The 20,698-nt window shown below is 70.5% G+C and carries 18 protein-coding genes; 6 read left to right on the top strand and 12 right to left on the bottom strand.

Annotation, left to right across the window (positions count from 1 at the left end):
* Positions 1–482: 482 nt before the first annotated feature.
* Complete coding sequence (locus ACZ6TI_RS16490) at positions 483–1,952, bottom strand: hypothetical protein (RefSeq protein ID WP_465345887.1); 1,470 nt, start codon at positions 1,950–1,952, stop codon at positions 483–485.
* Between the two features lie 68 nt (positions 1,953–2,020).
* Positions 2,021–2,878: a LysR family transcriptional regulator gene (locus ACZ6TI_RS16485; protein ID WP_465345886.1), complete on the bottom strand. Its 858-nt coding sequence runs from the start codon at positions 2,876–2,878 to the stop codon at positions 2,021–2,023.
* Positions 2,879–2,947: 69 nt separating this feature from the next.
* Here ACZ6TI_RS16485 and ACZ6TI_RS16480 point away from each other — a divergent pair, with 69 nt between their 5' ends.
* Positions 2,948–3,883 (top strand): EamA family transporter, encoded by a 936-nt coding sequence (locus ACZ6TI_RS16480; RefSeq protein ID WP_465345885.1) that lies wholly within the window; start codon positions 2,948–2,950, stop codon positions 3,881–3,883.
* Here the strand turns inward: ACZ6TI_RS16480 and ACZ6TI_RS16475 are convergent.
* From ACZ6TI_RS16475 to ACZ6TI_RS16445, 7 genes are all read right to left on the bottom strand, one after another.
* A complete protein-coding gene (locus ACZ6TI_RS16475) occupies positions 3,859–4,251 on the bottom strand; it encodes a hypothetical protein (protein ID WP_465345884.1) in 393 nt (130 codons plus the stop codon). The two genes, ACZ6TI_RS16480 and ACZ6TI_RS16475, sit on opposite strands and share 25 nt — an antisense overlap.
* Positions 4,252–4,275: 24 nt before the next feature.
* Positions 4,276–5,382, bottom strand: a complete 1,107-nt coding sequence (locus ACZ6TI_RS16470) for an RIP homotypic interaction motif-containing protein (protein ID WP_465345883.1) — start codon at positions 5,380–5,382, stop codon at positions 4,276–4,278.
* A 134-nt stretch (positions 5,383–5,516) separates the two neighbouring features.
* Complete coding sequence (locus ACZ6TI_RS16465; RefSeq protein ID WP_465345882.1) at positions 5,517–6,263, bottom strand: hypothetical protein; 747 nt, start codon at positions 6,261–6,263, stop codon at positions 5,517–5,519.
* 565 nt (positions 6,264–6,828) lie between these two features.
* Positions 6,829–8,835, bottom strand: coding sequence for a xanthine dehydrogenase family protein molybdopterin-binding subunit (locus tag ACZ6TI_RS16460; RefSeq protein ID WP_465345881.1), 2,007 nt, complete (start codon positions 8,833–8,835; stop codon positions 6,829–6,831).
* Positions 8,835–9,290, bottom strand: coding sequence for a (2Fe-2S)-binding protein (locus tag ACZ6TI_RS16455; RefSeq protein WP_465345880.1), 456 nt, complete (start codon positions 9,288–9,290; stop codon positions 8,835–8,837). The genes ACZ6TI_RS16460 and ACZ6TI_RS16455 overlap by 1 nt, the downstream gene beginning before the upstream one ends.
* Positions 9,287–9,937: a GntR family transcriptional regulator gene (locus ACZ6TI_RS16450; protein ID WP_465345879.1), complete on the bottom strand. Its 651-nt coding sequence runs from the start codon at positions 9,935–9,937 to the stop codon at positions 9,287–9,289. The genes ACZ6TI_RS16455 and ACZ6TI_RS16450 overlap by 4 nt, the downstream gene beginning before the upstream one ends.
* Entirely contained in the window at positions 9,934–10,449 is a 516-nt protein-coding gene (locus ACZ6TI_RS16445) for a VOC family protein (RefSeq protein ID WP_465345878.1), read from the bottom strand. The genes ACZ6TI_RS16450 and ACZ6TI_RS16445 overlap by 4 nt, the downstream gene beginning before the upstream one ends.
* A 139-nt stretch (positions 10,450–10,588) precedes the next feature.
* Between ACZ6TI_RS16445 and ACZ6TI_RS16440 the strand changes: the two genes are divergently transcribed.
* From ACZ6TI_RS16440 to ACZ6TI_RS16425, 4 genes are all read left to right on the top strand, one after another.
* Positions 10,589–12,757, top strand: coding sequence for an alpha-ketoacid dehydrogenase subunit alpha/beta (locus ACZ6TI_RS16440; RefSeq protein WP_465345877.1), 2,169 nt, complete (start codon positions 10,589–10,591; stop codon positions 12,755–12,757).
* 1 nt (position 12,758) lies between these two features.
* Positions 12,759–14,360 (top strand): dihydrolipoamide acetyltransferase family protein, encoded by a 1,602-nt coding sequence (locus tag ACZ6TI_RS16435; RefSeq protein WP_465345876.1) that lies wholly within the window; start codon positions 12,759–12,761, stop codon positions 14,358–14,360.
* 10 nt (positions 14,361–14,370) lie between these two features.
* The gene (locus ACZ6TI_RS16430) at positions 14,371–15,444 is read left to right on the top strand and encodes an alpha/beta hydrolase family protein (RefSeq protein WP_465345875.1); all 1,074 of its coding nucleotides are present in this window, start codon (positions 14,371–14,373) and stop codon (positions 15,442–15,444) included.
* A gap of 500 nt (positions 15,445–15,944) precedes the next feature.
* On the top strand, positions 15,945–17,000 hold the full coding sequence (locus ACZ6TI_RS16425) for a diguanylate cyclase domain-containing protein (protein ID WP_465345874.1): 1,056 nt from the start codon (positions 15,945–15,947) through the stop codon (positions 16,998–17,000).
* 56 nt (positions 17,001–17,056) lie between these two features.
* Here ACZ6TI_RS16425 and ACZ6TI_RS16420 read toward each other — a convergent pair whose 3' ends face one another.
* Positions 17,057–17,803, bottom strand: coding sequence for an alanyl-tRNA editing protein (locus ACZ6TI_RS16420; RefSeq protein ID WP_465345873.1), 747 nt, complete (start codon positions 17,801–17,803; stop codon positions 17,057–17,059).
* 279 nt (positions 17,804–18,082) lie between these two features.
* Between ACZ6TI_RS16420 and ACZ6TI_RS16415 the strand changes: the two genes are divergently transcribed.
* A complete protein-coding gene (locus ACZ6TI_RS16415; RefSeq protein ID WP_465345872.1) occupies positions 18,083–19,195 on the top strand; it encodes a sugar ABC transporter substrate-binding protein in 1,113 nt (370 codons plus the stop codon).
* Here the strand turns inward: ACZ6TI_RS16415 and smpB are convergent.
* Both smpB and ACZ6TI_RS16405 read right to left on the bottom strand, forming a co-directional pair.
* Positions 19,192–19,680 (bottom strand): SsrA-binding protein SmpB, encoded by a 489-nt coding sequence (gene smpB / locus ACZ6TI_RS16410; protein ID WP_465345871.1) that lies wholly within the window; start codon positions 19,678–19,680, stop codon positions 19,192–19,194. The two genes, ACZ6TI_RS16415 and smpB, sit on opposite strands and share 4 nt — an antisense overlap.
* The gene (locus tag ACZ6TI_RS16405) at positions 19,677–20,579 is read right to left on the bottom strand and encodes an acyl-CoA dehydrogenase family protein (RefSeq protein ID WP_465345870.1); all 903 of its coding nucleotides are present in this window, start codon (positions 20,577–20,579) and stop codon (positions 19,677–19,679) included. Before ACZ6TI_RS16405 ends, smpB begins: the two co-directional genes overlap by 4 nt.
* Positions 20,580–20,698: the final 119 nt, after the last annotated feature.

The raw sequence follows: 20,698 nt of genomic DNA, 5'->3' as shown, positions 1-20,698 counted from the left end.
CCTTGGAGGAAGCGCCGGGTCGGCTGCTTGCTTTGTGCCCTCGTCGGCGGCGCCGCGCTGACCGCTTTGCTCTGCGGCCTTGGAGGAAGCGCCGGGTCGGCTGCTTGCTTTGTGCCCTCGTCGGCGGCGCCGCGCTGACCGCTTTGCTCTGCGGCCTTGGAGGAAGCGCCGGGCCGGTTGCCTGCTCTGCGCCCTTAGAGGAAGCGCCGGGTCGGCCCTTTGCTCTGCACACATATACGCAATACCCGCGAGGCTCACGGGGTGTGCGGGCCGCCGCCGGCTCTCGCGTGGAGCTTGCGGCGGGTTGTGTCCTTGCTCTCCTTACCTATGCGCAACGCCTGGTCGCCGCTGCCTTGCTCTGCTTACCTATGCGCAACGCCCGGCCGCCGCCGGCTCTCGCGCGGAGCCGGCGGCGGTTGTGCCCTTGCTTTGCCTACCCATACGCAACAACCCCGCCGCCGACCGCGGCCGGCGCGGCGCCGTCAGGCGACGAATCGGGCGCGTCGCCGACGGGTCACCACGACAACGGCCGCACCCGCCGCCAGCAGCAGCGCGGCCACGCCGCCGATCAGCCCCACCGGCGCGCCGGTCACCGGAAGTCCCGGCTGGCCGCCGCCGCCACCTGGATTGCCCCCGCCGCTGCCCGCAGGCGGATTGACCAGCAGGCGCGCCGTGTTGTTGGACCTGTCGCCGTCGGTGGTCGCCGACGTCGCCGAGACCGTGCCGGACAGTTCGCCGGCCCGGTCGATGCGCAGCCCGAACGGCCACGTGATCGCGGTGCCCGGGTCGAAGGTCAGCGTCGTCGTGGTGCAAACGAAGGTGGCGCCGGCCTTCTCGCAGCCGTCCGGCACGTCGACCACCGTGGTGCCCGCCGGGGGAGTGACCGTGACCACGGCCGCCGCGTCGGGGAAGCCCTGCGCGAATGCCGGGCCGTCGTTGTGTGCGCCGACCTTCGCCGTCACGGTTGCGCCGACCGCGCCACGGACCGTTGCGCCGGCCGCCGCCACGTCGGCGGTCTGGGTGCCGGTGACCTGCACGATGGTCACCTGGGAGTCCGCGATCGTGGTGTCGGTCTGCGGGGGAGCGGCCTGACGGGCGGTGCTCTGCCGGATCAGGCGGAGCGCTCCGTCCGTACCCTTGGCAGGGTTTTGGCTTTTGACCAGGTCGACGTTGTCGCGGTTGTCGGCTGGGGTCCGCCAGTCGAAGCCGGTCCCGATCACGCCGGGCGCCGGGTAGTCCGGCCGCACCCGCATCGGCACGTCCTCCGAGGTGGCGTAGGTCGTGCCCGGTTCGAGGTCGAGGTCGAAGCGGCAGAACGCGGCCCGCGGACCGTATTCGCAGTTCGAGAATCTCTTGGCCGGGACGTACCAGGGGTCGATGTAGAAGAACAGCTCGACGCCGTGGATCGTCTGCTCGCCGGCGTTGCGGACGCTCAGCGGCGAGGCGAAGGTCTCGCCCGGCGCGGCGGAGCGCTCCATGATCTGTTCGCCACCCTCCAGCCGCACGCCCTCACCGATCGAGATCTTCGAAGTACGCGAGAACGAGGCCTCGTCGCTGCGCACACTGATCGTGACGGTGCCCTCGTCACCCAGCGCCGCGTCCTCGGCGGGGTCGATCTCGAACGAACCGACATACGCGATGACGTCCTGCGTGAGCGTGTCGAAGGTGCAGGTCGACAGCGTCGCGGAGGTCTGCACGCACGGCCCGAAGTCGAACGTCGGCTCGACCGTCGCCACCCCGGCCGCCCGCGCGGCGTCCACGGTCACGGTGACGTCGTGCAGCGTGAAGTCCTCGTCCGCGGTCAGATAGATCGACTGGCTCTTGCCGCTCGGCGGCACCAGCGTCAGATGCTCGAAATGGATCTGCGGCTTCGGCGCGGCGTGCGCGGCGATCGGCACGGCGCCGACTGCCAGAGCCACGCCGGCCAGGACTGCGAGATGCAGTCTTCTCATCGATGGTCCTCCCCGTTGAACAAATCTCGGGGAGACTACTCGTCACTCTCCGAAAAGATCGACCCTGATCACGGAACCTTCACGATCTCGTGCGCCAGCACCGCGAAATCGGCCGCCGCGGGGTGGCTGGCGGGCTCCCGGAGTCCGAGGTAGACGGTCACCTCGGGGGCGTCGATCAGCGGCACGAAGACCACGGCCGGCATCGGGTAGGTCTCCACGGTCGCTGTCGTGGTCACCCCGGTGGCCCGCCCGGCGGCGATCGCCATCAGCCAGTCGTCGGTGTTCGCGACCGCCACCGTCGTCTTCGGCGCGGCGTCGCGCGGCCACAGGTCCAGCGTCGTGTTGCCGGAAACCGCATTCAAAGCGATGGGGTACGGGATGAGGTCCGCCAACCGCAGTGCCGGGCGATCCGCGAGCGGGCTGTCGGCGGGCAGCACGGCATGGCGTCGTTCGGTGGTGAGTGGCTCCAGGCGTACGCCGGGATCCTTGATCTTGCTCCGCAGGAGCGCGACGTCGACGCGACCCTGGGTGAGGCCGGCGCTGCGCTCGTCGATGCGGAGCAGTTCCAGGGGTGTTCGCGGATGGGTGGTCCGCCAGCGGCGCAGCAGGGTCGTGGTGCGGCCGCCGAGCGCGGACCAGGCGTGGCCGACGCGGAGCGGCCAGGTGCCGAGCTGGGCCGGGTCGAGGGCCTCGTCGGCGGCGGCGACCGCGAGGAACGCCTTGGCGCGGAAGGCGTGACCGGGCTCGGTGAGCTCGAGATGGTGGGTGGACCGGTCGACGAGCCGCACGCCGAGGTGACGTTCGAGCTGGGCGAGCGTGCGGGAGAGCGCCGGTTGGGTGAGATGCAGGCGGGTGGCGGCGCGGGTGAGCGTGCCTTCCTCGGCGATGGCGAGGAACGCCCGGAGATGCCGCAGCTCGATGGTCATGCGTGGCGAGCATAACCGCGGGCAGACCGGCATTTCCGGACTTCCGGGCGCGGCCGTAGCGTCGAACCCATGCGTTCGCCGTCTGCTCGTCTCGTGGGTGTCGGGCTGGTGCTGGCGAGCGCGTTCTCGGTGCACTCGGGCTCGGCGGTGGCGGCGACGCTGTTCCCGGCGGTGGGCGTCGGGCCGGTGGTCGCGATGCGGCTGGCCGTCGGCGCGATCCTGCTGCTCGTGCTGTGCCGCCCGTCGGTGCGCGGCCGGAGCCGGGGCGACTGGATGGTGATCGGGGCCTTCGGGTTCGCGCTGGCCGGGATGAACACGGTCTTCTACGAGGCCATCCAGCGCATTCCGCTCGGCCCCGCGGTGACGATCGAGGTGCTCGGACCACTCACCTTGTCGGTGCTCGCGGCACGGAAGCGTTCGGTCTGGTTGTGGGCCGGGTTGGCGCTGGCCGGGGTGGCGTTGCTGGGCCGGGGTGGCTTTGGCCGGCTGGATCCGGTGGGGGTCGTGCTGATCCTGGTCGCGGCGGTGTTCTGGGCTTCGTACATCGTGTTGAGCTCCCGGGCGGGCGCCCGCTTCCCGAAGGCCGACGGCCTGGCCCTGGCGATGGCGGTGGCGGCCGTGTTGTCCCTGCCCCTTGGGGCCGCGGGGGCCGGGCCGGGCCTGTGGTCGCCGTCGGTGATCGCCTTGGGCTGCGCGGTGGCGGTGCTGTCCTCGGCGCTGCCCTATTCGCTGGAGATGTTCGCCCTGCGTCGCCTTCCGACGGCGACGTTCGCGGTGCTGATGAGCCTGGGGCCGGCCATCGCGGCGTGCGCGGGGTGGGCGATCCTCGGTCAGTCCCTGACCTGGACCGAAGCCGTGGCCACGGTGCTGGTGATCACCGCCAGCATCGGGGCGGTCCGCTCCGGCGCCGGCCCGGCCGTGGCTGCCGCGTCCTCGGCCGACACCACGACCGAGGTTGCTCTCGTCGGTGCGTCGACGGGTCAGTCCGGCTTGCCGCCGAAGTAGTTCTTCTGCTTGTTGTGGTCACCGAACACTCCGCCTTGCAGGTTCCCCATGACGGTGACGGCATATTTGCCGGCGCTCGCGCCTCCGGGGTCGACCGCGGCGAGAATTCGCTGGGCGAGATCGGTCAGCTCCCGGTCGGTCGCCGCGTCGGTCGCCCGCAACTCGGCGACCAGGGTGTCGCGCCATGCGTCGGGGGCCTCGGCCAGCTGATCGAGGGCGGTGGTGCCGACCGGCCGGCCGGCGAAACGTTCCTTCACCTTGTCGCGGAGCGCCGCGTAGGTGTCCTGGATGGCGTTCTGCACGGTCGTGGTGAGGCCCGGCGTGACGCCTGCCAGGAGTGCGGCGGCGACCAGAGCGATGGGATCCATGGTCATTCACTCCTCGTCGACGGTTCAGAGTCCGCGGCCGACGCCGCGATCCGGCCTGGGTTTGCTCGGTTCCTCGGCGCGCGTCCGGGCCGAGTCGGTCCGCATGCGGTCCACGGCCTTCGTCACACTGTCGAGGCCTCGACTCACGGCGTCCGGACTCGACCTGGTCTCCCGCTTCGTGCGGGTCGTCATCCTGTTCCGCTCACCGACCATGACGCCGTCCGCACGGACGATGGAAAGCCGTTCGCCCTCCAGCGGAGCGCGACAGGAGATGCCGCTGCGGCGATCGAGGGTGTGCGGCAACTTGCGGAGGGACCTGTCGATGCGCTCGTTCAGGGCGGTCACGTCGCGCTGCTCATCGCGCGGGCACAGGAAATCTGCGAGGTCTCTCGCGAGTGCCTTGTCGCGTCTGAGCAACTGCGCCGCGGAGGGCTCGTCCACGACGGTGTAGCGGAATGTGTTCCGCTGCTTGTTGTGGTCACCGACCTGCAGACCCTGCACGTCGAAGGCCATCATGCGATCCCACAGCCCAGGCCGCACGCTGCGCGCGGTGAGCGTGAGCGGATCCGAGAACAGATGCCATCCGGGCGCCTCGTTCCGGAGCGCTTTCACCAGGTCGGCGCGCCGGCTGTCCCGGCCCGGATCGGCGACGAGCGCCTTGATGGCGCGCTGCACGCGGTCCTTCTGGATCACCTGCTCGAAGTCCACGGCGTCGTCCGGACGAGACACGATGATCCGATTGATCTGGTGGTTGTGGTTGCCGATCTGGATTCCCCGGACGTCGCGGAGTTCGATGGCCGCAACCGGATCGGTGCTCGGGGCGAGTCCCAGCTCGCCGAGGGCGGTGGCAGCGGATCGCCGGAAGTCCCGGCCCTCATCGCGGCCCGGTCTGACTTCGCCTCCCACCGGCGCGAGAATTCCGCCCCGGTCATCGTGCCGGGCCGACACGGTCAGCAGGACCCGTGCCTGGTCGGCCATGTCATCGCGCGCCGCCCGGTAGCCCTCGGGCGTCAGCAGAGCGAGCTTGATCGGCATCCCGGCGGAGTCGAACGTCACCTCGGGCACCACGACGCCGAGCAGGAGCATGCGCCAGTCGTCGGTTCGCAGGTCGTCCATGCCGATCGCGGCCACGGCGAGCTCGGAGACGCGGTGGGACTGCCACACCTCGTCCGAAGCGGCGGCCCCGCCGGTGACCCGCCGGTGCAGCACCAGGCGCCGCCGGTCTCCGTCCTCGATCAGATGCAGGGTGAGGATGATCTTCTGGTTCATCGCTCCTCCGGATCGTGTCTCGTGGACTTCGCCGACCGGACCAGGCGCACCAGCACGGCTTCGGCATGATCGAGCGCCTGCCGCAGGTCCGACTGGGCGGCCTGGGCCGTGACAAGTCGGTCGTCGACCGCGGTCAGTCTCGTTTCTTGGTCGCGGCCCGTCGCGGCCTGGTCTGATGTCGTTTTCGCCAGATGCGCCTCCGCCTTGTCCAGTCCGGCGCGCAGCTCTCGCGATCGGCCGCGCATCAGCAGCATCAGTCCGACGGTGGCGATCAGAGCCAGCGCGGACAGTGCGAGGGACAGCCATTCGACGGCGCCGGGTCCGGTGTCCCCGTCCGGCGCGGCTTGGACGACAACCGTCGGGACCGGGGGTGCGGGCGCTGTCGCGCCGAGCAGCCGCAGCTCGATCGTCGCCGACTCGTCGTTGCGGTCGATCTGCAGCGCCGCCTCGAACTCCGCCTTCGCCCGCGCTGCGTCGCCGGCGGCGAGCGCCACACGACCGGCCGCGACCTTCGTGCCGGCCGTCCGGCGCAGATCGGCGACCTTGTCGGTGCCCTCGTTCGCGCAGGTTCCTTCGTCGGCACGTTGCGCGGCAGCGTAGGTGTTCGCGGCCTCGGTCAGGCGGGCGCCGCGGATCAGGTCTTCGCCGTAGGCGCAGAGGGCGGGGTCGCGACCACACGAAAGGAGCAGCGGAATGAGGATCGTGAGGAGGGTTCCGGAGGTGACGCCGCGAGACCGTCCCATTCGGACCTCCACGGGTAATCCGACATGACCCTCGTCAATCAACTCACCGTAGCGACCTGACTCCGGAGGGTGCAACTTGCCGCTCGGGTTGGGCTTCTCTTCCTGGGCCATCGCGGGGTGGGTGATCCGGCCGGTCGCTGCACTGATGCTTCGGGCGCCTCGCTGGTGACGCCGCTTCATGCATGACGGTGAATCGGCATTCCAGCCTCCTAGGATGCTTTACGCGATGTGCGCCGTGCCTCGCCGCACGAGCGCGGGCTCGAGGGGGGCGTCGGACGAGTGGGGAGGCGGGCTTTCTTCGGGATGCCCACCCGTTCGTGGCTTCGAAGTGGGGCCATCCGCCCGCTGTGGCAAGCAAGCCTGTCGCAGCGTCGGTTTCGGTTTTGAGCGGCGTCGGTTTTGAGCGGCGTCGGTTTTGAACTGCGCTCACCACGGGCGGGACGGGGTCATGGTCGGGTGAATCTCGTCCAGCGGTGTTCGTGCCGGCAGAGGGTGAACACTGCTCAGCGCCGGACCGGCGGGGCTTGTGCCGACCCGGCTTCGGCTGTTCGGAGGGCGGTTGGGGTCAGGGCATGCGGTCGATGGCGGCCACCACGGCTTCGGGGGTGAGAGGGAGGTCGCGGACGCGGACGCCGATGGCGGCGGACAGGGCATTGCCGATGGCGGCTGCGGTGGGGCCCTGGGCGGCTTCGCCGGCGCCGACCGACGGGGCGCCCGGGCTCTCCACGATGGTGACGTCGACCGCCGGGGTCTCGGCGAAGCGCAGGATCGGATATGTCTCCCAATCGACGCTGGTGATCCGTCTCCGGTCGAAGCGCACCCGCTCCCGTGTCGTCCAGCTCGTCGCCTGGACCGCGCCGCCCTCGATCTGGTTGCGCACGCCATCCGGGTTGACGACCAGACCGACATCCACGGCCACCGTCAGCCGCCGGACCGTGATCGTCGCCTCGGCCGCCACCTCGGCGACAACCGCGCAATAGGCGCCGCGTTCCTTGTAGCGCGCATATCCGATGCCGAGCCCGACACCCTCGGGCAGCGTGCGGCCCCACCCGGCCGTGGCGGCCGCCGTCTCCAGCACCTTGCGGCCACGGGCATCGGTGAGGTGCGCGAGCCGGAAGTCGAGCGGATCCCGGCCCGCCGCCTCGGCCGCCTCGTCGAGGAACGACTCGATGGCGAATACATTCAGGTAGGCGCCCAGCGCACGCATCGCCGAACTGCGGATCGGCGTCTCCAGCACCCGGTGTCCGATGACCCGTCGCCGTGGCAGCTCGTAACCCGGGAGCGCGTTTCGCATGCTCCCGTGCCCGGCCGCACCCGGTGGGTCCACGGCCGCCGGATAGGTCGCGGGCTCCGCCGTCGTCGTGGCGGCCAGCAGGCCCGGCACTCCGGCATATCCGGGCCGGGCGGTGTGCCCCTGACTGAACACGTCGTAGCGCCAGGAGCTGATCCGGCCCTGCGCGTCGAGTGTGGCGGACACGTCCGCCGTCATCGCCGAGGCGAACGGCGCCCAGGACAACTCATCCTGCCGGCTCCACAGCACCTGGACCGGCCGGCCGGGGAAGGCGCGCGCCAGCAGGACGGCGTCGAACGCGGCGTCGTCCGCTGCGTTGTGCCCGTAGCAACCGGCGCCCTCGACATGTCGCACCTCGACCCGGGACGGATCGAGGCTGAGTGCGGCGGCGATGGCCCGGCCGAGCGGGAACACTCCCTGGGTGTGCGACCAGACCTCGACCGCGTCCGGTGCAGTCCAGCGGGCGACGCCACAGCTCGGCGCGATCGAGGCGTGCGCCAGGAAAGGCCGGCTGTAGGTCGCGGTCAGCGCCCGATCCCCAGGGGGAGGCTCGTCGCCGTCATCGGTCACCGGCAGGATCTCGTGCGGGCCGGAGCGAAGGAACTTGTCCAGGTCGTTCTCGTCCGGCAACGTGTCTCGCTCGGACCACACCGCCGCGTCGCGCAGCGCTGCCGCTGCCCGGACGACGGTCGCCTCGTCGGCTCCCACGATGCCGAGGAACGAGCCGTCCCGCACCAGGGTGAGATCCGTGGGGAAGTCTGCCGAGACCAGCACCGCCCCGGGCGACGGCGGCCGGACCACGCGGCCGAACAGCTGCCCGGGCAGGCGCAGATCCTGCAGGTATCGCGGCCGTCCGAAAATCTTGTCCGGCAGGTCGAGCCGGGGCACGGCCCGCCCGACCAGGGTCGCCGACGTGCGCAGCGGCACGTCCGGGTCGGTTGCGACATCCAGGTCGACCGACGCGGCGTGATCCGCGTAGGTCCGCCCCGCGAACAGCGCGCGGACGTTGGCCGCGACGACGCGCAGCGCCGAGCCGGCGTCGGCGACGGACATGCTGCCCGCGGTGATGCCCTCGTCGGGCCCGTGCGTGCCGGCGGCCTGGATGTGCACGGCGCCGAGCTCCACGCCGAGCTCGTCGGCGGCGATCTGCGCCAGCGCGGTCAGGATTCCTTGTCCGAGCTCTGCCTTGCCGATCCGGACGTCGAACGTGCCGTCCGCCCGCACCGTGACCCATCGGGACAGGGTCGGGTTGGTCTTGAGATCCTTTGGCAGCTCGGCCATCACGCGTCACCTCGTGGCGGGACCGCCGACCGCAGCACGGCGTCGACCATGCGGCCCTGGGCGCCACAGCGGCAGAGGTGCCGGTCGAGCGCCTCGACGACCGTGTCGCGCGACAGCTCGGGCTCGCGCTCGAGCAATGCGGCGGCGGTCATGATGATGCCGGTCACGCAGTATCCGCACTGCGCCGCCTGACCCTCGAGGAAAGCCTCCTGCACCGGATGGGGCGACAGGCCCTCGACAGTGACCACCGACTTGCCCTCGACCGACCACAGTGGGGTGTCACAGGACGGCGCCGACACTCCGTCGATGTGGACGAAGCAGGCGCCGCAGAGGCCGATGCCACAGCCGAAACGGGCGCCGCGCAGGCCGAGGTCGTTGCGCAGCACATAGAGCAGCGGGGTGTCCGGGTCGGCATCGACCTCACGCTGCTCACCGTTGACCGTGAAGGAGGTCATGCCGGCCCGCCGAACACCTCGGGGTGGTGACCGAGCTCGATGCGGGTGCGGCGGATGTGCCCGGCGAGGAAGCGCCCGGCGTCGGTCTCGTCGCGGCGGAACATCGCGTCGATCAACAAGCGGTGCTCGGCGTTCACCACCCACATGCGGCCCGGCCCGCTGATCTGCACGAAGGCGCGGCGGTAGTGCTGCGTTGAGTTCCACAGCCGGTGCACCGTGGCGCTCAGTTGCTCGATCCGGCAGCCGGCATAGGTGAGCAGGTGGAACTGGCGGTCCAGCTCGAGGAAGCCGGCGACGTCCGTCCCGGATTCGATTTCGTCCTGGATCTGGGTCAGGCGGTAGAGGTCGTCCTGGTCGAGGTCCGGCAGGCTCTCCGCGAGCGCCAGCGGTTCGAGCTGCTCGCGCATCCGGTACATCACGTCGACCTCGTGCATGCTCAGCCGCGGGACCCGGGCGCCCTTGTTGGGCTCGTTCTCGATCAGGCCCTCGGCGGCCAGCATCTGCAGCGCCTCGCGGACCGGAAGCCGGCTCGCGCCGAGCTGCTGGGCGATGTCCTCCTGCCGGACTCGGTCGCCGGGACCGATCGCGCCGCCGAGGATGGCGTCGCGCAGGTGGTTGGCGATGCGCTGGGTGGCGACGACGGTCATGTCGCGGCCTCGGCGTTGAAGGCGGCCTCGGCGTTGAAGAAGGCCCGGCCGTGCGGGTAGGAGACCAGTTCGAACTGCATGCCCCATGGTGCCAGGAAGTAGACCCATCGCTGGCCGTCGTGCGGGCCGCGACTCGCCGTCGGTTTGCCGAGCACCCGGACCCCGTGCGCTTCAAGATGCGCGACCGCGGCGTCGAGATCGTCGACATAGAGCGCGATGTGATGGCCGCCGACGTCACTGTTGCGCGGCACCTCGGTGCGCCGGTCGGGGGCCGTGTAGGAGAAGACCTCGAAGATGGCCTGGCCGCCGCAGCGGAAGAACCTGTTCTCCGGGACCGTGGCGCGCGGATCGACGTTGAGGTGGACCGCCATCCAATCGCCCTCGTCGGCGAACGGGCCGAGCGAATACAGGTATTCGCACCCGAGCACGTCGACCAGGAAGTGCTGCGCCTCGTCGAGGTCGGGCACGGTGAACCCGATGTGGTCGAGCCGCCGCAAACCGGGCAGTCCCACACTCGCCTCCTCTGATCGGATCGACGTCTGCGTCGCTGCTTTGGATCCAATCGGAGCCTATCGCGAGACCTGCGGCGACGAAAGGCTTGAGATTGGATCCAATCGTGTGGCAACCTGAGACGCGGACGAAGGAGGACCGATGCCCGAACACCGCTCACTACACCCGGACGCCCCCTGGACCGAGGTGGTGGCGACCGATGCCGACTGGGATGCGGCCGATCCCGACCTGCTGACCGCGATGTTCCACCAGCTCGTCCTCATCCGCGCCTTCGAGGAATATGTGCTGGAGCTGGCTGCGGCCGGCCTCGTGCACGGGCCGGCCCACTCCAGCATCGGCCAGGAGGGTGGCGCTGTCGGCTCGATGCTCGCCCTGCAGCCCGGCGACGAGGTCAACGGCTCGCATCGCGGCCACCACCAGTTCCTGGCGAAGGCCCTGCAGCACGTGGCCCCGAAGGGCCTGGATCTGACCGGCGACCTCCCCGAGGAGGTCTCGACGGTGTTGTTGCGCACGCTCGCCGAAATCTGCGGCCTGGCCCGGGGTTACAGCCATGGCCGTGGCGGCTCGATGCACCTGCAGTGGAAAGAAGCGGGCGCGATGGGCACCAACGCGATCGTCGGCGGAGGTGTCCCACTGGCCGCCGGCTTCGCATGGTCGGGCCGGCACGCCGGCACCGACGCCGTCGCGGTGACCTATTTCGGGGATGGCGCGGCGAACATCGGATCCACTCTGGAGACGTTCAATCTGGCCGCCGCCTGGAAGCTGCCGGTCTGCTTCTTCATCGAGAACAACCAGTATGCGGTGTCCACCTCGGTCGTCGAGGCCACCGGAGAGCCGCGCCTGTCGGCCCGCGGACCGGGCTTCGGCATCGCGAGCTGGCGCGTGGACGGCATGGATCCGTTGGCGGTCCATCTGGCGATGCGCGAGGCGGTGGCGCACATGCGCGCGGGCGACGGGCCGGCGCTGGTCGAGGCCGACACCTACCGCTTCTTCCATCAGAACGGCCCCTTTCCGGGCAGCGCGTTCCGTTACCGCACCAAGGAAGAAGAGGCGAAGTGGCGGGCCCGCGACCCGATCTCCCAGGTCGCCGGCCATCTGATCCGCCGCGGCCTGATGACCCGCGAGACGGTGGACGCGTCGACCGCAGCCGCTGAGCGGGCGATGGCGGTGGCCGGCGAGACACTGCTCGAGCCGCTGCCCGGCGGAAAGCCCGGACAGCGCCGGATCAGACCGGGCGAGTGGCCGGATCCGGCCTTCGTCAACGTCGGGGTCCGCGGCGACCTGAGCGAGTTCGAGGGGGTGCGCACGGCCGACGACACCGTCGCGACCCAGGAGGTCAAGTTCATCGACGCGGTGGCGGACGTGATGCGGCGGCGGATGGAGACCGACGACCGCATCGTCGTGATGGGCGAAGACGTCCATCGCCTCAACGGTGGCACGAACGGCGCGACCCGCGGCCTCAAGGACGCCTTCCCGGACCGCATCCTGGGCACTCCGATCAGCGAGAACGCCTTCACCGGCCTGGCCGGTGGCGTGGCGCTCGACGGCCGGTTCCGTCCCGTCGTCGAGTTCATGTACGCGGACTTCATGTGGGTCGCCGCCGACCAGTTGTTCAACCAGGTCGGCAAGGCGCGGCACATGTTCGGCGGGACCGGCGCCGTGCCGCTCGTCCTGCGCAGCAAGGTGGCGACCGGCACCGGCTACGGCTCGCAGCACTCGATGGACCCGGCCGGCGTGTTCGCCACCGCCCCCGGCTGGCGGATCGTGGCGCCGTCCAACCCGTTCGATTACGTCGGCCTGATGAACGCGGCGCTGTTGTGCGAGGACCCGGTGGTGGTCCTGGAGCACGTCGACCTCTACAACAGCAGCGGCCCCGGGCCGGTCGACGACCTCGACTACGTGTTGCCGGTCGGCAAGGCCGCGGTCCGGCGTGAGGGTGGTGCCGTCACCGTCGTGTCCTACCTGTCGATGGTGGCCGAGGCGCTCGCGGCGGTCGAGGAAACCGGCGTCGATGCCGAGGTCATCGATCTGCGGTGGCTCGACCGGGCCTCGCTCGACTGGGACACGCTCGGAGCCAGCGTCCGGAAGACCAACCGGGTGCTGATCGTCGAGCAGGGCGCGGCCGGCACCTCCTACGGCGGGTGGCTGGCCGATGAGATCCAGCGGCGGCTGTTCGACTGGTTGGACGCACCGATCGAGCGGGTGACCGGGGGAGAGGCGTCGCCGAGCATCAGCAAGGTCCTCGAACGCGCCGCGATCGCCCGCCGCGAAGAGGTGGCCGAGGCGCTGCGGCAGACGGCGGGGGAGTGAGATGGCGCAGCTGCTGAGGATGCCGGAGATCTCGGCGAACATGGTCGAGGCCGTGCTGAGCGAGTGGCCGGTGGCGGAGAGCGCGGGATTCGCGGCCGGCGACGCGATCGCGACCGTCGAGACCGACAAGGCCGTCGTGGACGTGCCGGCCGAGGCTGACGGGGTTCTGTTGCGCATCCTGGTCGAGGCCGGCAAGTCGGTGACCGTCGGCACGCCCCTGGCGGTCCTCACCGCGCCGGGTGAGGCGGTGGGCGACGTCGACGCCTTGGTCAGGCGGTTGACCGGCGAAGAACCCGAGCCTGTGCCGCCCGCTGCCGATGCCGGCTTGACCGACATCGAACAGCTCGGCGACGGGGTGTTCCCCGGTGGCGATTCCGCCGACGGTGGGTCCGGCAGCGCGGTCGGCGACGGGCGAGTGTTCGCCAGCCCGTTGGCGCGTCGCATCGCCAAGGAGAACGGGCTGGCGGTCGCCGACCTGAGGGGCACCGGGCCGGGCGGACGCATCGTCCGTGACGACGTGCACCGCGCGCTCGCCGAGCGCTCCGCCACCACGACGGCGATGACCGCCGCCGGGCAGCCTGCGGCGCCACCGAGCGCGGCCGCGGCATCTTCGGCGGTGCCGCAGCTGGTCACGCCTTCCTCGGCCGCGTCCGTCCCGCCTGCGACGTCCGCGTCGATCTCGGCCGCGCCTGCGGGCGATGCGCCGAGTCCGGCTGCGACTGCAGGGGCCGCGTCGGTCCCGGCCGCGCCTGCGGGCGATGCGCCGAGTCCGGCTGCGACTGCAGGGGCCGCGTCGGTCCCGGCCGCCCCGGCGGGCGACGCGCCGAGCCAGGCTGCGTCTGCCAGGACCGGGTCGGTCCCGGCCGCATCTGCGGGCAATGCGCCGAATGCCGCGACGGCGTCCGGCTCACGAGAGGCGGGTGGCGGTTATCGGGACGTGCCGCATTCGCGGATGCGACGGGCGATCGCCGCGCGGCTGACCGAGTCGGTGCGGGAGGCGCCGGTCTTCACGATCCGGGGCAGCGCCCGCGTGGATGCGCTGCTGGCGTTGCGGGCGGAGCTGAACGCTTCCGGCGACGTGCGGATCTCGGTGAACGACCTCGTGGTGGCCGCGGCGGCCCGGGCGCACGTCGCGGTGCCGGCCATGAACGTCATCTGGCTGCCGGAGGCGGTGCGGCAGTTCGAGGACGTGGACGTCGCCGTGGCGGTTGCGACCGGCACCGGGCTGGTGACACCGGTGATCCGGGGTGTGCAGCGGCTGACCATCTCGTCGCTGGCGCGGGCCGGAGCCGATCTGGTGGCGCGGGCGCGGGACGGGAAGCTGCGACAGGACGAGCTCGAGGGCGGAAGCCTGACGGTGTCGAACCTGGGCGGCTACGGCACCGAGGACTTCACGGCCGTCATCAATCCTCCGCAGGCGGCGATCCTCGCGGTCGGCGCGGCTCGCCCCGAAGCCGTCGTGACCGACGGTGCCTTGGCGGTGGCGACGGTGCTGAGGGTGACGTTGTCCGTGGACCACCGCCCGATCGACGGCGCCACCGCCGCCGCGTGGATGGCGGCCTTCCTGGGGCTGCTCGAATCGCCGCTCCGGATTCTGGCCTGAGGAGGAGACCATGCCTGACAAAGCCATTGAGACAGCGCTGGCGCACTGGGCGCCGCGGCTGATCCAGAACGGGGTCGACTACAACGACCTGATGAGCACGGTCGCGCGAGCGACCACCTGGGAGTCATGGCTGCCCGAATGGAACCGGACCGCTGACCTCCAGGCGGCGTTCGCGGCCGAGGCGGACGCCGCCGGGCATCAACTCACCGCCGGCCACGCGTGGCGGCGTGCCTCGGTGAACCGGCACTTCGGCAAGTTCGTCTGGACGGTCGACCTCGATCTGGCCGCCGAGGCCACCCGCCTGTCGGTCGAGGAGACCGGGCTGGCGCTGCAGCGCCTCGATCGGTCGGCGGAGCGCCTGGTGTTCGCCATCGACGGCGGCATCGCCCACGCAAACCTGCGTCGCCCTCCGGGAGTCGACATGCCGGCTTATGTGGTGCTGATCCCGGGGCTGGACTCGACGAAGGAGGAGTTCTTCTACTTCGAGCAGTCGTTCCTTGACCGGGGCCTGGCGACCATCTCGATCGACGGTCCGGGTCAGGGCGAGACCGGCCTGGTCCTGCCGATCCGGCCGGACTACGAGGTGGCGGTGACCCCGCTGCTCGATCTGGTGGCCGGGCGGGCCGATCTCGACCACACGCGGATCGGGCTGGTCGGTGTCAGCCTGGGTGGCTACTACGCGCCGAGGGCAGCCGCCTTCGAGCCGCGGGTCGCGGCGGTCGCCGGGATCAGCGGGCCGTTCCGGTTCGGGGACATGTGGGACGACCTGCCGCCGATGACGCGGCAGACGTTCATCGTGAAGTCCGGAGCGGGCTCCGAGGACGAGGGCCGGAAGATCGCCCTGTCACTCGACCTCACCGGGATCTGCGAGCGGATCACGGTGCCGGCGTTCTATGTGACCGGGGCGAAGGATCGGCTCATTCCCTGGCAGCAGACGCAGCGGCAGGCGGACGAGACGCCGCAGGGCACGTTTCTCTGCTATCCGGAGGGCAACCACGGCGTGTCGAACCTGCCGTCGATGGCCAGGCCGACGATCGCGGACTGGATGCGCACCCAACTCGACCGTGACCGCGACGGCCAGTAAACCTTGCGACGGCGCGTCGACCAGCAGCCGAACGGCCGGCGCCCGTCCCGCCCGAGCCCGCGCGGCGGGTGCGCGCGCCCACGCCCCGGCGCTGCCACGGCTCGCGCGGCCCGGGTCGGCTTGTTCGGCTCGCACGCTGCGGCCAGCGCGAAGTCCGCGCAGCGCCGCGGCTCGGTCGCGCGCAGCGAGGTCGCGCTCGCGCGGCCCGGCCCGCTCGGCTCGGCTCGGCATGGCCCGGTGCGGTGCGGTGCGGCTCGGGCGGCGCTGGTCCAATGCGGCGCGGCGCGGCCTGGGCTCGTGCGGCTCGCGCGGTGCGGTTCGGCTTGCGCGGTTGGGTCGGCTCGCAAGCCTGCACGCCGCTGCGCCAGCTAGGGTTGGTCGCAGTTGTCCCGATTTGCAGAACGACGATTGCGGGAGCCTGTGGAGGTCGCCGGGCCGATACATTGCTCGAGGCCCATTACATTGCTCAGTGCCGATGCCGCAGAGCGTGAGGGAGTGCGATGTCCGACGCCCACGCCCACGCGCAGGTGCAGGCGCTGCGGACGCTCATCTCCGTCAGCAAGCGGGTGCACGGGAGCCTCGACCTCACCGAAACCCTCGACGCCGTCGCCGAGGGGGTCGTGGAGGCGGCCGGGTTCGGGCTTGCCGTGGTCAACCTGGCGGAGCCGAACGGGGACTTCACCGTCGTCTCGGCGGCCGGCAGCGACAAGCTTCGGCAGGAGATGGTCGGCACCAAGGGCAGCGCGGCCAACTGGCACGAGTTGTTCCGGCGGGCCGAGCGGTGGGACAACCTCTATTTCGTCGACCATCGCAGCGGTGTTCCGGAGACGCTCTACACGTGGGTGCCGGACGTGCCGATCCCCGATGATCCGGATGGCTGGCATCCGCTGGACTGCCTGTTCGCGCCGCTGCTGGCGCCGGACGGGTCCTGGGTCGGGGTGCTCAGCGTGGACCTGCCGGTCAGCGGTCTCCGGCCGGGGCCGGAGCAGCGGGAGATCCTGACGTTGTTCGCCGAGCACGCGGCGATCGCGATCCTGCACGCGCGCATGCATTCGGCGCTCGAGCGCAGTCAGGCCGATCTGCGCTATGCGGCGACCCACGACTCGCTCACCGGGCTGGCCAACCGGACGTTCCTGCGGGACCGGGTCAACGCGATGCTCGAGGAGCCGGGGCGCGAGGTCGGCGTGCTGGTCATCGACCTGAACGGCTTCAAGCGGGTGAACGACGCCGCCGGGCACGAGGCCGGTGACGAGGTGCTGCGGGTGGTCGCTTCGCGGATGCGGCGCAACGTCCGGGGCGACGATGTGGTGGCGCGGCTGGGCGGGGACGAGTTCCTGGTGGTGCTCTCCGGCGAGCAGCTCTCCGGGCCGTTGCTGGAAACGGCGGAACGGCTGCGCGAGGTGATCAGCAAGCCCATCGAGACCGAGACCGGGGTGCACTTCGTGGGCGCGAGCATCGGCGCGGCGCTCGGCACCGCCGGCGACGACTTCGGGGCCCTGGTCGCCACCGCCGACGCGGAGATGTACCGGGCGAAGCGGCGCCGGCCGAACCTTTGACTGGTCACCACCGCCGACGCCGATATGTACCGGGCGAAACGGCGCCGGCTGAATCTTCAAGACGTGAGCTTGATGCGGACCCGGCGGTTCTGGCGGCCCTTGCTCTCGACCTTCTGCACCGTGACGTGGCCGACCTGAGCCGTCGACGCCACGTGGGTGCCGCCGTCGGCCTGGACGTCGAGGCCGACGATGTCGACGACGCGGATCTCCGGCATCTCCAGCGGTGGCAGGGCGTCCTGGGTGCGCACCAGGTCGGGGATCGCCAGGGCCTCGTCGCGAGGCAGGACCCTCGCCACGATCTTGCGGTCGGCGGCGATCTCGGCGTTGACGGCGTCCTCCAGGGCCTGCTTGAAGCCGGGCGGCACCTCGGGCAGGTTGAAGTCCATCCGGGCCTCCCCGGGCTGCATGTTGCCGCCGGTGACCAGCGCGCCGAAGTCGCGGAACACCGTGCCGCAGAGAATGTGCAGGCCGGAGTGGGTGCGCATCAGGCTGGACCGGCGGTCGTCGTCGATCGCTCCGCGCACCGCGGCGCCGACCGGTGGGATCGGGTCGCCGGGCGCGGGGATCAGGTACAGGTCTTCGCCCTTGCGGGTGTCGATGATCCGGGTCTGCACGCCCTGCCAGATCAGCACGCCGTGGTCCGGCGGCTGACCGCCGCCGCCCGGGTAGAACGCCGACCGGTCGAGCACGATGCCCGCCTCCGGGTCGGCGGGGTCGGACCACACCACTGCGCAGTCCCACTCGCGCAGGGTGGGGTCGGACCAGTCCAGGCGGTGGGTGTGCCCGTGCTGTTCGAACGCCATGGCGCGATCCTAATGCCTGCTGGAAGGCGCACATGCACACGCTGTCACGGAGCCGTCGTGCCTGCGAGTAAGCGCCAGACGGCCAGAAAAGTGACGCTGAGCTGGTACGCAGGTGCGCAACGTGAGGACGGATCGACTTTTCGGCTACGAAATGGATGTGAGAGGGTCTCGCCTGGTTACGGGAGGCCCCGCAGGACGTATCTTGGACCCGCACCGAGGGCCCGCCACCCTCCCTGCAGCCTCGATCCCCCCTAGAGGACCCCGAGAGGACCCCCGCACATGCGCAAGGCAATGGCGTCGCTCGCCGTGTTCGGACTGCTGGCCACGGGCGGCCTGTCCGCCTGCACCGACGACGGCGATCAGGCCTCGGGAAACGGTAATAACGGTGGCAACACCAAGTCCACCGGGCAGGGCAAGGTCGGCATCATCCTGCCCGACACCAAATCCTCCCAGCGATGGGCGAGCGACGACCCGCGCTTCCTCAAGGAAGCCTTCGACGCCGCCGGTGTGCCAGTCGACATCCAGAACGCCGAGGGCGACAAGGCCCGTTTCGTCCAGATCGCCGACAGCATGATCTCGAGCGGCGTCAAGGTGCTGATGATCGTGAACCTGGACTCGCCGTCCGGCAAGGTGGTGCTGGACAAGGCGAAGGCGGCCGGCATCAAGACCATCGACTACGACCGGCTGACGCTCAACGGCGGCGCCAACTACTACGTCAGCTTCGACAACTTCCAGGTCGGCGTCCTGCAGGGCCAGGAGCTGGAGAAGTGCATCCGGGCGAAGGGCTACGTGAACCCGGTCGTCGCCGAGCTCAACGGCTCGCCCACGGACAACAACGCCACCGACTTCAAGGGCGGGTACGACTCGATCCTGCAGCCGAAGTACGACGCCGCGAAGTACACCAAGGGCCCGGACCAGTCGGTGCCGGACTGGGTGAACGAGGAGGCCGGCGTGATCTTCGAGCAGATGCTGAAGCAGCAGCCGAAGATCAGGGCCGTGGTGGCCGCGAACGACGGCCTGGCGAACGCGGTGATCGGCGTGCTGAAGAAGAAGGGCCTCAACGGCAAGGTCCCGGTGACCGGCCAGGACGCCACCGTGCAGGGCTTGCAGAACATCCTCACCGGCGATCAGTGCATGACCGTCTACAAGGAGATCAAGCCCGAGGCGGAAGAGGCCGCGAAGCTCGCCATCGCGCTCTACAACGGTGAGTCGCCGACCGCGCCCGCGCAGCAGAAGGACGTCGAGTCGGGCGCCTACGTCCCGTTCGTCAAGCTGAACCCGGTGGCGATCACCAAGGCGAACATCAACCGCGTGATCGAGGCCGGGTTCGCCGACCGGGCCCAGGTCTGCAAGGGCAAGTACGCCGAGCTCTGCGAGGATGCGGGAATCTAGCGGCCGGAGGGCCGGCCCTTCAGGTGCCGGCCCATCTGCCGGGCGATCTCCCGTTGCGCTTCGCGGGTGGCCAGGGCCTGACGCTTGTCATACGACTTGAGCCCGCGGGCCAGCGCCAGCTCGACCTTGGCCCAGCCCTCGGAGAAGTAGAGCGACAACGGCACCATGGTCAGCCCGTGCTCGTCGCGCAGCCGGGCCCGGATCCGGTCGATCTCCACCCGGTGCAGCAGCAGCTTGCGGGTGCGCCGCGGAGCGTGGTTCGTCCAGCTTCCGAAGCCGTACTCGGCGATGTGCAGGCCGTAGAGCAGCAGCTCACCCTCGTGCTCGCCGGCGAACGCGTCCCGCAGTGAGCAGTAGCCCGCGCGCAGCGACTTGACCTCCGTGCCGGACAGCACCAGCCCGGCCTCATAGGTCTTCAGGATCGCGTAGTCGTGGCGGGCCTTCTTGTTCGAGGCGATCACCTTGATGCCGGTCTCGCGGGTCATGACGTCATTCTGCGGTACAGCTCGGCCTTGATCGCCGGCCGGGAGCCGAACACGAGCAGGAACGCCGCCTCCCGCACCAGCCGCTGCGCGGTCTCCCCGGCCTTGATCCCGCGACTCCCGGCCTGCGTCAGCACCGCCCCCGCGGCCCGCCAAGCCAGCTCGGACGCCGCAGCGCGTCCGACAGCAGTGTCCGAAAAGAGCATCGAACGGCATTCGTCCGCCGAGGCGTCAAAGACCGATGACTCGAGCAGCAGAGACGCCCGCCGCACCAACCCGAGCGACAGACATCCGTTCAACGCGGCGCTGGACGCATTCTTGGCCGCCCACGGCTCATATTCCTCGGTCGCCACGAGGCGGGACGGCGGCAGCGGATGCTCCGCGAAGGTCAGCGACACCGTGCGGCTCGCCTGCACGGCCACCAGCTCCTGGATCTCGGCCTGCAGCGTCGGCCCGGCCGCCGCGTCCAGCAGGTAGTACCGGATCAGATCGCCCTCACGCACCGCCACCTGCACGAAGTCGATGAGATCCCAGCCGGTCACCCACGGCACGTGCCCGGTCAGACAACCGTCGATCACTTCAAGATCAGACCCAGGAGCCAACCCGGCGTACGCGATGCCGGCCCGCTTCTCGCCCGTGGACAGCGGCCCGGCCCAGGGTGAGGACGCCGACAGTGCCGTGAACAGCGGCGACAGGTGCTGGATCCACACGAACGTCGTCGCCAGGCACCCGCTGGCCAGCAGCTCCACCACCGCGGGCAGATCGTCTCCGGTGGCCGGCCCGTAGAACCCCGAGTCCGCGAACAGGTCGAGATGACTCGCCGGCACCCGGTCGGCCCGGTCGACCGCCCCGGCCGCCGGAAAGAGAACGTCGTCGGCAACCCTCCGGGCCAGCTCTTTCACCCGCCAAGCCTAAACGCCCGGGAATTGCTGACGGCCGGACATCAATACATGCAAATACATTAGGTAACCTCCGTCTGTCCTGAAGAGATCCTTCGGGTCCGCACTCCCAGGAGGCATGC

The sequence above is a fragment of the Actinoplanes sp. NPDC051388 genome, from assembly GCF_055586225.1.
The sequence above is the reverse complement of the archived record's forward strand: the minus strand, read 5'-3'. Positions and strand labels throughout refer to the sequence as shown.